The following is a 15,199-nucleotide window of genomic DNA, read 5'->3' on the forward strand; positions in this document are numbered from 1 at the left end:
ACACCAACGGGCCAACGCATCATGGACCGCACGACCCCCTCCTCAGGCACGCAGCGCACGCCGCTCCAGCAACTGGCCACGGATGCCGGGCTACTGGTCGACTGGGAAGACGCTGCCAGCCGCCCCATGCGCGTAGCCGATGAAGTGCTGCGCGCGGTGCTCGTTACGCTGGGGCTGCCGGCCGGCACGCCGACCCAGGTATTGGAAAGCCAGGCCCGCCTGCGCGCAGAAGCCGAAGCGGTGGCCATACCGCCGCTTGTAACCGGCGTGGTCGGACAGCCGATCGTGCTGCAGACCTCGGCGCCGCAAGCCGCGTTGCTGGGCGGCCAAATCTATCGTGTCGACTTTGAATCCGACGGCAGCACGGAGGGCAAGATCAGCGTCAGCGCAAGCGAGCACCATGCAACGCTGCGCCTGGCGCCGGTGCAGGCCGCGGGCTACCACCGCCTGACCATCGACGCGGGGCCGGGCACCGTGATCGAAGCCACGCTCGCCATTGCGCCTGCGCGTTGCTATGGCGTGGCCGACGCGCTGCGCCAGCACGATCGCCCGGCCGACACCCGCCTGTGGGGCGCCTCCGCACAGCTCTACGGCTTGCGATGCGATCCCGCACGCGCCGCCAGCAGCGCGGGCCTTGGCGACTACACCGCTGCGGCCACGCTGGCGCGGCATCTCGCGCAGCGCGGTGCGGATGCATTGGCGCTCAGCCCCGTGCATGCCATGTTCACGGCTGACGCGCGTCGCTATTCACCGTACTCGCCATCGAGCCGCCTGTTCCTGAACGCGTGGATGATCGACCCGGCCGCGCTCTTTGGGGACGAAGCCGTGCGGCAGGCCGTCGTCGACTGCGATCTTGTCGCGGACTACGCTCGCCTGGAAGCCGCACAGCTCATCGACTGGCCGGCCAGCGGCAACGCCCGCATGACGGTGCTGCGCGCGCTGCATCGCCGCTTGCTGCAGGCGCCGCTTGGAGACACCGTCGCCCAGATGCTGCTGGACGATTTTCGCGCGTACTGCATTGATGGCGGCACGAGCCTGCGCGATCACGCGCACTTTGAGGCACTGAATGCGCACCTTGGGCCCGCGCATTGGAAGCAGTGGCCCGAGCAGTATCAACATCCGAGCTATCTTGGCGTGCAGGCCTTCGCACGCGAGCATGAAGATGCAGTGAATTTCCACCTCTTCCTGCAATGGGCGGCGGCGCGCCAGTGGGCCCTTGCGCAGCGCACCGCGCAGAACGCCGGCATGACCATCGGCCTCATCGCCGACCTCGCTGTGGGCACCGACAGCGCGGGCAGCCATGCATGGGCCCGGCAGCGCGACTTGCTGATCGGCGTGACAGTGGGTGCGCCGCCCGATGTGTTCAATGCGCAGGGCCAAGGCTGGGGGCTGACGACATTCAGCCCGCGCGCCATGCGCACGCAAGGCTTCTCGGCGTTTATCGAGATGCTGCGCGCAGTGATGGCCGTGCCCGGCGGCGTGCGCATCGACCACGTGCTCGGGCTGATGCGGCTGTGGGTGATTCCCGATGGCGCACGTCCGCTCGACGGCGTGTACCTGCGCTACCCGATGCAGGATCTGCTGCGGCTGGTGGCGCTGGAATCGTGGCGCAATCGCTGCATCGTCATTGGGGAAGACCTCGGCACCGTACCGCCTGGCCTGCGCGACAAGCTTGCCGACGAGGGCCTGCTCGGCATGCGCATCCTCTGGTTCGAGCGCGAATACACGCGCGACGATGCCCCCTTCAAGGCGCCGCGTACATGGGCGCCGGCATCGGTGGCGATGACGAGCACGCACGATCTACCCACGCTCGTCGGCTGGTGGATCGGCAACGATCTGCGCTGGCAAGCCCAGCTCGGCCTGCTGCCCGCCGGCATGACCGAGGGCGAAGCGCACGCACGCCGCATGGACGATCGCGCCGCGCTGGTGGCGGCCTTTGCAGAGCACAACCGCCTGGTGCTGGCCGATGGCGGTGTGCCGATGATCGGCGTGGCGCCGCTGCAGGCTGCGTTGGAACAGGCGCGCGCGGCCACTGCAGCACAAGCCGAAGTCATCCTGCAAGCCAGCGCGCAGGACTTTGCCACGGCGGCCACCGTTTTCACGGGCGCTGCCAACACGCCGCTTGCGCTGGTGCCGCTGGAAGACCTGCTGGGCCTTGTCGAACAGCCGAACCTGCCAAGCACGATCGACACCCACCCGAACTGGCGGCGTCGCCTGCCTGGGCCGTCCGGCACGCTGCTTGACACGCCCACGGTGCAAGCGCGCCTGTCCGCGCTGGCCAACGCTCGCAACAGCACGTCATGAGCGAACAGACCACCCTCCTCGCCCCCGTCACCCTCCAACGTGTGCCCCGCGCTACGGTGCGGCTGCAATTGCACCGCGACTTCACGTTCGACCATGCGCGCGCGTTAGTGGATGACTTCGCCGCGCTCGGCATCTCGCATCTCTACACGTCGCCCATCACCACGGCGCAGCCAGGCTCCGCACATGGCTATGACGTAGTCGACCCCACACACGTGAACCCCGAGCTGGGGGGCGAACGCGCGCTAGAACAGTTGGTGGATGCGCTGCATGCGCGTGGCATGGGCCTCATCGTCGATATCGTGCCGAACCACATGGGCGTGGGCGGCGCACACAACGCGTGGTGGCTGGACGTGCTCGAATCCGGGCCCGACAGCGCTTACGCCAACTTCTTCGATATCGACTGGCAGCCGCCCAACCCCGCACTGCGCAACAAGGTGCTCGCGCCTTTCCTGGGCGAGAACTACGCCGACGCACTGGCCGGCGGCCGACTGCAACTCGCCTACGACGACACAGCCGCCCGGCTGGCCATCGCGTACTACGACCACCGGTTCCCGATTGCGCTGGCCGACTACGCCACGCTGCTTCGTGCCGGCAACGCCGACACCGCCACACACGCGGTGGCAGACCGCTTTGCCGCGCTCGGCACGATCCGCTCACTGCGCACGCGCCGCGAGCGTGCCGATGAAGCACGCGACGCGCTGCGCAACCTGGCCACCACCGAAGCCGGCGCCGCACACATCGCCGAAGCCGTGCGCACGCTCAACGCGCAGCCCGATCAACTCGATGCGCTGATGGCGCGCCAGTATTGGCGCCTGGCTCACTGGTGCACCGCCAACGACGAGATCAACTGGCGCCGCTTCTTCGACATCGGCTCGCTGGCCGGCCTGCGCATGGAGCGCACCGAGGTGTTTGAAGCGACGCACGCGCTGCTGTTCCGGCTTTATCGCCTGGGCTGGATTGACGGCGTGCGCATCGACCACGTCGATGGCTTGGCCGACCCAGCCGCGTACTGCCGCCAGCTACGCCGCCGCCTGCAAGCCGAACATGCGGCACGCCCTGCTGACCGGCTCACGAGTCGCCCGTGGATCGTTGTTGAAAAGATCCTCGCCCCCGATGAAGCCATGCGCACCGACTGGGGCGTCGACGGCACCAGTGGCTACGACTTCATGAACCAGGTGAGCGCGCTGTTGCACGACGCGCACGGCGAGCCCCCTCTCACCCAGGGCTGGCTTGAGTGGATTGGCGCACCGGTGGCTGAAGCGTCGTTCTCGGCCACGGCTGTACCCGCACGTCGCCAGATCCTGCATGCGCACTTTGCGGCAGAACTCGATGCAGCCACGTCAGCACTGCACGCGGTGGCACAGCAGAACCGCAGCAGCCACGACATGACGTGGCACGCCATCCGTCGTGCGCTTGCTGAGGTGATCGTCCACTTTCCCGTGTATCGCACCTATGCGAATGCGCAACAGCGCGATGCGCAGGATTCGGCCATCGTGCAAACCGCCATGTCGGGGGCGGCAACCTGCCTGCGGCACGTTGATCAACCGGTGCTCGGCTGGCTTGATGCCTGGCTGGGCGGGCAACCTGCCGGGCAGGACAAGCTGCGCCAACTCGCATTGCGGCGGTGCCAGCAGTTGTCGTCGCCGGTGGCGGCCAAGGCGGTGGAAGACACGGCGTGCTACCGCTACGGGCGCCTGCTGTCGCGCAACGAGGTCGGCGCGGATCCGGGCGAGTTCTCGATGAGCGCCAACGCGTTCCATCACGCCATGCAAGCGCGCGCCCACACCTGGCCGCACGCGATGCTCGCCACCGCCACGCACGACCACAAGCGCGGCGAAGACGTGCGCGCCCGGTTGGCCGTGCTGTCGGAACGTCCCACGCAGTGGCTGGCCGCCGCACACCAATGGCGCACAGAGCACGCTGCATGGGTGCGCCAACTGCCGACCGGCCCAGCCCCCTCACCCGCCGCTCAGTGGATGCTGTATCAGACACTGGTGGGGATCTGGCCTGCGGATCTGGACTGGCATGACGCCGATGCCGTGCGCGAGCTGGCCGAGCGTGTCGCGCAGTGGCAGGAAAAGGCACAGCGCGAAGCCAAGCTGCGCACCGACTGGTTCGCGCCCGATGCGGACTACGAAACCGCCAGCCGCGATTTCGTCTTGACGCTGCTGACGGGCGAGGCCGCCCCGACCTTCCTGCCTTCCCTCTCGGCCTTCGTGCAAAGCGTGGCCCCGGCCGCGGCCATCAACAGCCTCGCCCAGACCTTGCTGCGCACCACGTTGCCCGGCGTGCCCGACCTGTATCAGGGCGCTGATTTCTGGGACACCAGCCTTGTTGATCCCGACAACCGCCGGCCCGTCGACTACGCCGCGCGGCATCGCGCATTGCGGGCATTGCACGTGCATGCCGGACACAGCCTCGCATCGCTGCTCACGCATTGGACCGATGGCCGCATCAAGCAAGCCGTGCTGGCACGTGCTCTTGCCCTGCGTGCCGCGCTGCCAGCGGTGTTCGAATCCGGCGACTACCAACCGCTGGCCGTAACCGGCAGCGGCGCACACCACGTGCTGGCGTTTGCGCGTGTGCATGGCGCCCAGGCGGTCGTCGCGATCGTGCCGCTGCATGCCTCCGCCTTGCTGGGCCATACCGCCGCACCAACCTTTGCGGACGGCGCGTGGCGGGACACCACAGTCTGCCTGCCGGCCGCGCTTTCGCACACGCCGCTGCATAGCGCTTTTGACGGCCAGACCCTGCACAGCCCCCGCCTTGCGTTGGGCCAGGTGCTCGCCCACCTGCCGGTCGCCCTGCTGCACACCTGACCGCCGTTTCACCTCCGCTCGGGTTAACACCGACTGCACCGTCTCCTGCTGCGCCCTAGAATTCCTCTATTCATATAGATGACTAGAGTAATGCGTGATGAACGCGACGCTCACGTCACCCGGAGGAGACCGCATGTTCGGCTGGTTCAAAGAGATTTCGAAAGGGGAGAAGCGCACGTTCTGGGCCTGCTTTGGCGGCTGGGCGCTCGACGCGCTGGACGTGCAGATGTTCAGCCTCGTCATCCCGACCATCATCGCGGCCTGGCACATCGGCAAGACTGAGGCCGGGCTGGTGTCGGGCGTCACGCTGGTGGCGTCGGCCCTGGGCGGCTGGATTGCCGGGGCGTTGACCGACCGCTTCGGCCGTGTGCGCACGCTGCAGATCACGGTGCTGTGGTTTTCGCTAGCCACATTCGCCTCGGCGTTTGCGCAGAATTTCGAGCAGTTTCTGGTGCTGAAGGCCATTCAAGGCTTTGGCTTTGGCGGCGAATGGGCGGCGGGCGCCGTGCTGATGGCCGAGAGCATTCGCGCTAGCCACCGCGGCAAAGCCATGGGCACCGTGCAGAGCGCGTGGGCCGTGGGCTGGGGCGCGGCGGTGCTTCTGTATGCGCTCACCTATTCCTTCATCGAGCCGGACCTCGCCTGGCGCGTCATGTTTGCCGCCGGGTTGCTGCCGGCGCTGCTCATCATCTATATCCGCCGTGGCGTGAAGGAACCCGTGCCGGCCGCCAAGCCGGATGCGAACGCCAATGCGATGCCGATCTCGCGCTTTCCGCTGCTCGACATCTTCCGCCCGCAGGTGCTGCGCATGACGCTGATCGGCGGCCTGCTGGGCGTGGGCGCACACGGCGGCTACTACGCGCTGATGACGTGGCTGCCGACGTATCTCAAGACGGAGCGCCACCTGTCGGTGCTGGGCACGGGCGGCTACCTGGCCGTGATCATCTTCGCCTTCTGGTGCGGCTGCGTGGCCAGCGCGTGGCTGCTGGATGTGCTCGGCCGCCGCGGCAACATCCTGCTGTTCTCGTGCTGCTGTGTGGTAACGGTGCTGGTGTATCTGCTGGTGCCGCTGTCGGATGGCGCGATGCTGGTGCTGGGCTTTCCGCTGGGCTTCTTTGCGGCGGGCATTCCGGCCAGCATGGGCGCGCTGTTCAACGAGCTGTATCCGCAGGGCGTGCGCGGCACGGGTGTGGGCTTTTGCTACAACTTCGGCCGCGTGGTGTCTGCCGCCTTCCCGGTGCTGGTCGGCAAGATGAGTGCATCGATGTCGCTGGGCACGGCCATCGGCATCGACGCGGCCATCGCCTATTCGATCGTCGCGGTGGCGGTGCTGATGCTGCCCGAGACGAAGGGCCGCGACCTCGCCGCCGTCACCGTCTGAACACCCATCACAAAACCATGACGACGCACTCGATCCGTCGCCGCCAGGAGACCCCATGCCCACTCGCCGCGCCTTCAACACTGGGTTGCTTGCCATGCTAGGTTCCACCGCCCTTGCCGGCTGCGCCACCACCAGCAACATCTCGCGCGGAGGCCCCGTTCGCATCACCGCCATCGACACGCACGCGCATGTATTCGAGCGCGGCTTGCCGCTGGCCGGTGCGCGCCGCTATGCGCCCACCTATGACGCGCCGCTGTCGGCCTACCTCGCGCAGCTCGACGCGCATGGCGTGTCGCACGGCGTGCTGATCCAGCCGAGCTTTCTGGGCGTCGACAACAGCTACCTGCTGGCCGCGCTCAAGCAAGCGCCGCAGCGCCTGCGCGGTGTGGCCGTGATCGACCCGGCCGCGCCCGAGACCTTGCTCACGCAGATGAACGCCGAGGGCATCGTCGGCATTCGCCTGAACCTGATCGGTGCGGCAGACCCGCAATTGAAATCGCCCGTGTGGCAAGCCGCGCTGGCACGCCTGCATGCGCTCGGCTGGCATGTGGAATTGCATGTCGAGGCACGCCGCCTGCCCGCGCTGCTGCAGCCGCTGCTGGATGCGCAGGTGAACGTGGTGGTTGATCACTTCGGCCGCCCCGATCCGGCGCTCGGCGTGGATGACCCCGGCTTTGCCGCATTGCTCGCCGCTGGCCGCTCGCGCCGCGTGTGGGTGAAGATTTCCGGCGCTTACCGGAACGGCGCCAACGGCCGCGGCGATGCCATCGCCCAGGCCGCCATGCCGCGCCTGAAGGATGCACTCGGCCTGGACCGCCTCGTCTGGGGCAGCGACTGGCCGCACACGCAGTTCGAATCGCAAATCAACTACGACAAGATGTGGGCCTTCGCCGGTGTGCTGCTGCCCAACGCAGCAGACCGCAAGCAGGTGCTGATCGACACGCCCGCGCAGTTGTTCCGCTTCGTCTGAACGCGCAACTGCTGCTGCCGCCCGCGCGATACCCCATTTCGCGAATCACGAATTTCGCCGCGCGGGCCGCGCTCCTACACTGGCCGCTCCTGATCCCAACAAGCCACAAGGAGCAGCCATGCAGCAGCATCGACTCGTCGACCAGCAATTCGGCCAGGTCGCCCAGGCCTACCTGACCAGCGCAGTGCATGCGCAGGGCGCCGATCTGGACGCGCTGGCGGCGCTGGCGCAATCGGTGCCGCATGCCAAGGTGCTTGATCTTGGCTGCGGCGGCGGGCACGTGAGCTTTGCGATGGCGCCGCACGTGGCGGCCATGGTGGCGTATGACCTGTCAGAAGACATGCTCAGCGTGGTGGCCGCCGAAGCAGCGCGCCGCGGCCTTGCGCAATTGCACACGCAAGCCGGCCGCGCAGAGAGCCTGCCCTTTGACGATGCCGCGTTCGATATCGTTGCCACCCGTTTTTCCGCTCACCACTGGTACGACGTGCGCAAGGGCCTGGCTGAAGCGCGCCGCGTGCTCAAACCCGGCGGCAAGCTCGTCATCGTGGATATCGTCGCGCCGGAAGCACCGCTGCTCGACACGCTGCTGCAAACCGCCGAGGTGCTGCGCGACGCGTCGCACGTGCGCGACTACCGTGTGTCCGAATGGCAGGCCATGCTGGCCGAGGCCGGTTTCCAGCCCGGCACCCCGCGCACGTGGAAGCTGACGATGGCCTTCGACAGCTGGATCGCCCGCATCCGCACCCCGCAGGTGCGCGCAGATGCCATCCGCGACCTGTTCGACCGCGCGGCCGATGAAGCACGCACGTACTTTGCCGTGGCGCCCGACCATTCATTTGCCATCGACGCGATGCTGATCGAGGCCACCTGAGCCATGTGAGCGGCTCGGGCGCCGTCATCCTTCTCATCCTTTTTGTCACACCCGTTGGAGGGGTGCCGCGATACGGCGCCGTTTTCAGGGTTTCGCTTAATCCAGAATGAAAAAAATGTGATATCGGAACACGTGTACGAACGCGGGGTTGCCGGTAGCCTTCCGGGTTACCGTCGATCCTGGTCGGCATTGGCGCGCGGCCACTGCGCCGACTTCCGATTTCCATGTACGCCCTGTTCCCCGCCTTCGTCTCGTCGCTCTTCCTGTTCTACGGCGTCTACGTCGTGACCACGCGCGGCCGCACGCGCGCAAGCCTGGCGTTTCTCGGCATGACGACGCTCACGTGCCTGTGGCAAGGCATCTGGGCGTTTCTCTTCCAGACGCAAGACGTGGGCACGGCCCAGGTGCTGGCCAAGCTCGGCTGGATCGCCATCCTCGTCATGCCGACCATGCTCTATCACTTTGCCGTGGAGGTGGCCGAGGCACCGGGTGAGCGGCGCTGGCTCGTGGCTGCCTATGCGCTGGACGCTATGCTGATCGCGCTGCTGCTGACCACCAATCTCGTCATCGACGGTGTGTATCAGTTCCACTTCGGGTTCTATCCGAAGGCAGGCGTGCTGGAGGCCGTGCATATCGTCCAGACAGCCGCGCTGGTCACGCGCGGCATGTGGGTGCTCTACCGCGAGCAGCAGCATGCCACGGCCGAGAAGCGCAAACGACTGCTGACGTGCCTCGTCGGCGTGGGACTGATTTCGTTGGCGGCAGCCGACTACGCAGTCAACTACGGCATGGCGTTCTACCCGCCGGGGGTGCTACCCCTGGCCATTGCGCTCGGGATCATCGCCGTGGGCGTGGTCAAGTTCGACTTGATGCGCCCTTACGCACTGGCTGCCACCGTGGCACACGAGGTGCGCACGCCGCTGACGACCATCCGCTTGCAGGCGGCAGAAATCGCCCGCGCCTGGCCAGACGTCTATCGCGGCTATCAGCTCGCCATCGACAACGGCCTTTGCCAACCGCCGCAGCATCCGGCCATGCTGGACCGCCTGTCCAAACTGGCGGGAGCCATCACGTCGGAAGTCGCGTCCGCACACAGCGTGATCGAGATGGCCCTGGCCTCCGTCACGCTGGAGCGCCTGGACCGTCGCACCTTCGCCGCCCATTCGCTGCACGAATGCGTCCAGACGGCCGTGGCGCAGTACCCGTTCCAGGCTGGTGAGCGCGAACGCGTGCAGGTGCAGGCGTTCAACGCCGACTGGCGTTTCGTGGGCTCCGACACGCTGCTGGTGTATGTGCTCTTCAACCTGCTGAAGAATGCGCTGCATGCCATCCAGATCGCGCGCAAGGGGCACATCGAAATCTCCGCCCGCCAGGATGGAGACGCCTATGTGCTCGTGGTGCGCGACAGCGCCACCGGCATTCCGCCCAGCGTGCAGCGCCGCATGTTCGACCCGTTCTTCTCCACCAAGCATGTCGGCAAGGGCTCGGGCGTGGGCCTGACGTTCTGCCGCCGCGTCATGCAGGCATTTGGCGGGCGCATCCAGTGCGAATCTGTGGTTGGGGAATACACGCTGTTCTCCATGCGGTTTCCCCAACCTCCTGCTATCTGACGTTCACACCTTCAGAACGTCAGGACACGTGCGCCAGCTCCGGCAGCGTGTCCAGCTCATACGACTTCACACGCGTGCGCACGTGGTCGGGCAAGCGCTGAATCACGCGCTCGGCGTTGGCGCACACCACCTGCTGATACCCTAGCGACACCAGCCGCCCGCCTGAAACAAACCGGAACACCATGTAGAACGAGCACGGCTGCACCCGGAAGGTGTTCAGGTGGCATTCCACGCGCTGAAATGGGAATGTCTCTTCAACGAATTCCTGATGCGCCAGCTTGGTCACGAAGATCACGCGCCCGCTCATGAGCAGGTCCGCGTCGATGCATTCGTGAAACCACCGCTCGCGCACCACGCCCTGCCACTCGAAATACCGGGCGAAATACGTGTTGGCGTAGGCGTTGGAATCCTTCAGATAGACATCGAAGGCGTGCTGGAACGTCTGCTGCGCAGAAATGGCTTCGGGCAGCTCGGCTTTGCGCAGATAGTGGTCGACGACTGTGGCAATGGATTGGCCTGTCGGCATCGCATACTCCAAGAATGGAATTGGCTGCTGGCGGCAGCCGCGCATGCGCGGTGATCCCGCGCATGTGTCCATTCTTCCGAGGCACTTGCCGTTGCGTAACAAGCCAATGCCGTAGCCCTACGAACGGGCGGCCTACTCCCCGCCAGCAACACTCCGCAGCCCTGGCGGACTCTGATGAAAGCGGAACGTATTGCGCCCGCTGCGCTTGGCATCGTAGAGCGCCGCATCGGCCCATTCCAACAATACGTCCAGGTGTTCGTCGGCGGGCGTGAGGGTGACAGCGCCCGCCGACAGCGTGACGTACGGCGCGGCAACGGACGCCGCGTGCGGTTCGGCCCGTTCTGCCACCATGGCCACCGCACGCGCCACGGCCAGCCGGGCCTCGTCGCGATCCAGGTCAAACAGCATGGCGACGAATTCTTCTCCGCCCACACGCGCGATGAAGTCATCGGGGTGGCGGCACGCCGTGCCCAGCGTGTCGGCCACCATGCGCAGGCAATCGTCGCCACGCAGGTGGCCGTAGGTGTCGTTGTATTGCTTGAAGCAGTCGATGTCGAACAGCGCCAGCGTGACAGGGCGCTTGTCACGGCGGGCGTGGTCGAACAGGCGCGGGGCCTGTGTCTCAAAAAAGCGCCGGTTGAACAGGTGCGTAAGTGCGTCGCGGTTGACGTCGTTCTCCAGCACGCTGAGCTTGGCCTGCGTGCGCTGCAACTCGCCGCGCAGTGCATCCTGGGCGCTAGCCATGCCGGCACGCTGCAACTGCTCGACCGTCACGTCGCGCAGCAGCAGGAATACGCCGGCATGCCGGCCGCGCGCGTCGCTCAAGCCTTCGAGCGTGACTTCCAGCGTGCGACCCGTGTCGGGCAACCAGACCTGATGGCGGTTGGGCAGGCGCGTACGCTCAAACTCGCGCAGGATGCCGGCCACGTTCAGCACGCCTGGCGGCATTGCATGCACCTTGGCAGTCGGCAGCAGGTGGCGCGCGGCGGCGTTGATGCTGGCGATGGAGCCATCGCGGGCGAGCACGATGCAACCATCACGCATGGATTCGATGATCTTGCCGCGAGCATAAGCGGCGGTATCGCGCAGGCGCGGCCGCAAGACGATCCAGCCGAGCAATGCTGTACTGACGGCAAATGTGGCGGGTGTGAGATCGCCGCCGAGAGCCGTCGTCCAACGCTGCAGATAGGCAAGATGCGCCACCAGCGGCAGCAGTTGCCCGATGACGAGCGCCAACCGCACCTGCGTGCGCGACGACACATAGAGCCCGGAGGCAACTTCGTCGATGGGCAACACCAACAGCACTAGGCTGATGGCCAGCAGCACGTAGTTGTAGGCGGTGGCCACCCAGAACATGCGCCCGTGCTCGAACACCGCGCCCCGTATGCCGTCGATGACGACGAAACGCGCATCAAGCCATACCAGGTGATGCAGTTCATTGGTAGCGACCAGCCCGACGAATCCGGCGCCCACGAGCAGCGTCAACACCCAACCCACGCGCACCAGCAGCAATGCATTAAGTTCTGGCCGTATGAGGCCAACGACCATGCGCAGCCACGCGGCCGGCACCATCATGATCCCGAGATAGGCGACTTTGGCCCAGCCCACGCGCACGGGCATCTCGAAGCTCACGACTTCCATGAGGCGCGCGCCACTCCAGAGCGCGGTACCGAGCGCCAGCAGCATGAAGGCGGAGACTTCCGTGTCATCGCGACGCGGCCATGAGAGGCCAATCAGCGCGATCGAAACGAGTGCAGCGCAGGCCAGTGCAGCGATCAGCATGATCGGCACGCCCAGTGCGCATGGCGATGCCGGCGAATGACGACGCCAGCGGGTTGGTCCACGTATATTCCCCGTTCGTTCGTTGTTTCTTGCAGTGTATCGACCACTGTTGCCGGGTGATTGACTGCGTGGTGCGCACTTGATCACCTTCCAGCGCTATCGGCATGAAATGTAAAAACTGAAGGCCCGTGCGGCTTTGCGGCGCATGGCGGAACCGGCCCGTGCCCGCCGACGCATATCGAACGCCGCGACGAATCGTTTGCGCGGCGCAAGGATCACTCATGTCCGGCTTAATGCAAAGCACCTGGAGAGGAGCGGCGCGACGAGTGCGCCGCCGCCAGCCTGTGGGCGAAACGCCCGCGCAGCACGCGACTAGGTAACATTTCCCGCGCCGCGCAAATGTCCCGTTTTCGGTGCTGTGACTTAAGTCCCATCGCTATCTTGGCTTCACAAAACGTCGGTATCATCGAACACATGACCGATACCCGCGCCACAGCCCATCTCTATCCTGCGCACGACCTGGCGATCTGCACTGACGCCAACACCGCTGTCGAGCGCATCACCGCCATCTACGAGCGCTCCGCGCAGGCCATCCGCGATCGTTTCCACGCGTTTGCGCGTGGCGAAGATTGCAGCGAGGACCTGTCCGCCTGCTACCCCTACCTCGGCATCACCGTCGACCCGAAAACGCTGGTGAGCGACGCGCGGCCGGCGTGGGGCACGGTGGCGTATCCGGGCGTGTACGGCACGACGCTCACGCGGCCGGATCTCTTCCGTGATTACTACCGCGTGCAGATCGAACGGCTGCTGCACTATCACAACAGCCCCGTCGTGGTGGGCGTGAGCAACCGGCCGATTCCGCTGCCGTTCGTGGTGGAAGCGTCCACCGTGGACATCACGCCGGAACAGGCGCGCGCGCTCGGCGGTGCGTTTACGCTGCCCGACCTCGCGCAGATCGACGACTCCATCGCCAACGGCACATACCGCCCGATCGGCGACGAACCGCAGCCGCTGTCGATGTTCACGGCCGAGCGGGTCGACCTCGCCCTGCAGCGCCTGTACCACTACACAGCCACGCATCCGAAGCACTTCCAGCGCTTCGTCCTGTTCACCAACTACCAACGCTACGTCGATGAGTTCGCTGCCCTCGGGCGCAAGCTCATGGAAGACGGCAACGACGAAGGCTACATCCGCTTTGTCGAGCCCGGCGACACCGAACACGAACTCGGCACGCCCGCCCCAGACGACTCCCACCGCATCAAGGGCCTCCCGCAGATGCCCGCTTACCACTTGGTGCGCGAAGACCGCCTGGGCGTGACGCTGGTGAACATCGGCGTGGGCCCTTCCAACGCGAAGACCATCACCGACCATCTGGCCGTGCTGCGTCCGCATTGCTGGATGATGATCGGCCACTGCGGCGGCTTGCGCCGTTCGCAGCAGCTGGGCGATTACGTGCTCGCGCACGCCTATGTGCGCGACGACCACGTGCTCGACCAGGACCTGCCGCCCTGGGTGCCCGTGCCGCCCATCGCCGAGATCCAGGTGGCGCTGCAGGAGGCTGTGGCGCGCATCACGGGGCTCTCGGGCGCCGACATGAAGTCGCGCATGCGTACGGGCACGGTGGTCTCCACCGATGACCGCAACTGGGAGCTGAAGTACCAGGCGCTGTACAGCCGCTTCAACCAGTCGCGCGCGATTGCCATCGACATGGAAAGCGCGACCATTGCTGCCAACGGCTTCCGCCTGCGGGTGCCCTACGGCACCCTGCTGTGCGTATCGGACAAGCCGCTGCATGGCGAGCTGAAGCTGCGCGGCATGGCCAACCTGTTCTATCGCCAACGTGTGAGCCAGCACTTGGACATCGGCATGGAAGCCGTGCGCCTGTTGCGCGAAAGCGGCGTTGAAGCGCTGCACTCGCGCAAGCTGCGCAGCTTTGACGAACCCGCGTTCCGGTAGCGCGGGTTAGCGCGGGGGCTGCTCCGGCAGCGCCTCGCGCAGGAAGTCCAGAAACACCCGCACCACTTCGGGCAAGGTGCGGCCCGCCAGGGTCTGCAGTTCCACCGTCCGCCCACGCATGCCGCGCTCGCGGATCTCCGCGGCATGCAGCTCACCGCGCTGCACGCGCTCGCGCACGGTGATCTCCCCGGCAATGCCCAGGCCGCCGCCTTGCAGCACGAAACTCAAGAGCCCATCGAAGCGGTTGCTGACCAGCACCGGCTCGAACACGAGCCCGCGTTGGCTGCAGCCCATGTCGAACAACTGGCGCACCGTGTTGTCCGGCCCGGAAAGCGCTATCGGAAATGGGTGCATCTGCGCGAGCGTCACGCTGTTGAACTTCGCCAGCGGGTGGTCGGGCCGCATGATGGCGAACACCGAGCCGCGCTGTTGATACGCCACGCGAATGCCCTGCACGGCGGCGCGGCTGTACGTCAGGCCGATGTCCACATCGCCACGCAAGACGGCCTCGGTCACGCGCATGGGCTCTTCGGCGCGCAGGTCGAACTGGATGCCAGGATGCCGCTCCCGAAACGCCACGATGGCGCGTGGCACAAACTCGATCGCAAAGCCATCGGAGCACGCAATGCGCACGCGGCCGCGCTGCAGCCCTTGCAGGCCCTGAATATCCGAGACCACGCGCTCCGCCTCCAGCGCCCCGCGCAGGGCATGCGCGGCAAGCAGTTCGCCGGCGGCGCTGGGCCGCATACCGCGCGGCTGACGCTCGAACAGCGGCACGCCCAGCAGCTCTTCAAGCATCGCAACTTGCCGGCTGATGGCCGATGCGCTGACGTGCAGGCGCGCAGCCGCCTCCGTCAACGAACCGCTGCGCACAACCTCCAGAAAATAGCGGAGGGACGTCTCCTGCAGGCGATGGGATGACATGAGCGACGTAGGCGCCGGAGCCCTTTTGCTTTACATAAAACGCAAAGATATCCCAA

General features: G+C 66.2%; 10 protein-coding genes. 7 read left to right on the forward strand and 3 right to left on the reverse strand.

Annotated elements, in window-relative coordinates; translation table 11 throughout:
- Window positions 1-21: 21 nt before the first annotated feature.
- The 6 genes from malQ to ACTJK4_RS18730 all read left to right on the forward strand — a co-directional run bounded on the left by malQ (window position 22) and on the right by ACTJK4_RS18730 (window position 9,955).
- On the forward strand, window positions 22-2,304 hold the full coding sequence (gene malQ / locus ACTJK4_RS18705; protein WP_440818635.1) for a 4-alpha-glucanotransferase: 2,283 nt from the start codon (window positions 22-24) through the stop codon (window positions 2,302-2,304).
- The gene (gene treY / locus ACTJK4_RS18710; RefSeq protein WP_433867732.1) at window positions 2,301-5,123 is read left to right on the forward strand and encodes a malto-oligosyltrehalose synthase; all 2,823 of its coding nucleotides are present in this window, start codon (window positions 2,301-2,303) and stop codon (window positions 5,121-5,123) included. Before malQ ends, treY begins: the two co-directional genes overlap by 4 nt.
- A gap of 133 nt (window positions 5,124-5,256) precedes the next feature.
- Entirely contained in the window at window positions 5,257-6,504 is a 1,248-nt protein-coding gene (locus tag ACTJK4_RS18715) for an MFS transporter (RefSeq protein WP_232040071.1), read from the forward strand.
- A gap of 55 nt (window positions 6,505-6,559) precedes the next feature.
- Entirely contained in the window at window positions 6,560-7,474 is a 915-nt protein-coding gene (locus ACTJK4_RS18720) for an amidohydrolase family protein (RefSeq protein ID WP_440818636.1), read from the forward strand.
- Between the two features lie 118 nt (window positions 7,475-7,592).
- Entirely contained in the window at window positions 7,593-8,345 is a 753-nt protein-coding gene (locus tag ACTJK4_RS18725) for a class I SAM-dependent methyltransferase (RefSeq protein ID WP_316869493.1), read from the forward strand.
- Between the two features lie 224 nt (window positions 8,346-8,569).
- Window positions 8,570-9,955, forward strand: coding sequence for a sensor histidine kinase (locus ACTJK4_RS18730; protein WP_316869492.1), 1,386 nt, complete (start codon window positions 8,570-8,572; stop codon window positions 9,953-9,955).
- A gap of 19 nt (window positions 9,956-9,974) precedes the next feature.
- On the opposite strand, the gene ACTJK4_RS18735 is transcribed toward ACTJK4_RS18730, so the two are convergent.
- Window positions 9,975-10,481, reverse strand: coding sequence for an acyl-CoA thioesterase (locus tag ACTJK4_RS18735; protein WP_316869491.1), 507 nt, complete (start codon window positions 10,479-10,481; stop codon window positions 9,975-9,977).
- 132 nt (window positions 10,482-10,613) lie between these two features.
- Window positions 10,614-12,263 (reverse strand): GGDEF domain-containing protein, encoded by a 1,650-nt coding sequence (locus ACTJK4_RS18740; RefSeq protein ID WP_414561587.1) that lies wholly within the window; start codon window positions 12,261-12,263, stop codon window positions 10,614-10,616.
- Between the two features lie 474 nt (window positions 12,264-12,737).
- On the opposite strand from ACTJK4_RS18740, the gene ACTJK4_RS18745 reads away from it, so the two are divergent.
- Window positions 12,738-14,219, forward strand: coding sequence for an AMP nucleosidase (locus ACTJK4_RS18745; protein WP_092975103.1), 1,482 nt, complete (start codon window positions 12,738-12,740; stop codon window positions 14,217-14,219).
- Window positions 14,220-14,225: 6 nt separating this feature from the next.
- Here the strand turns inward: ACTJK4_RS18745 and ACTJK4_RS18750 are convergent, their stop codons facing one another.
- Window positions 14,226-15,143: a LysR family transcriptional regulator gene (locus ACTJK4_RS18750; RefSeq protein WP_232040083.1), complete on the reverse strand. Its 918-nt coding sequence runs from the start codon at window positions 15,141-15,143 to the stop codon at window positions 14,226-14,228.
- Window positions 15,144-15,199 lie beyond the last annotated feature (56 nt).

This window comes from Ralstonia sp. 22111 (assembly GCF_052045895.1).
Classification (GTDB): Bacteria; Pseudomonadota; Gammaproteobacteria; order Burkholderiales; family Burkholderiaceae; genus Ralstonia; species Ralstonia wenshanensis.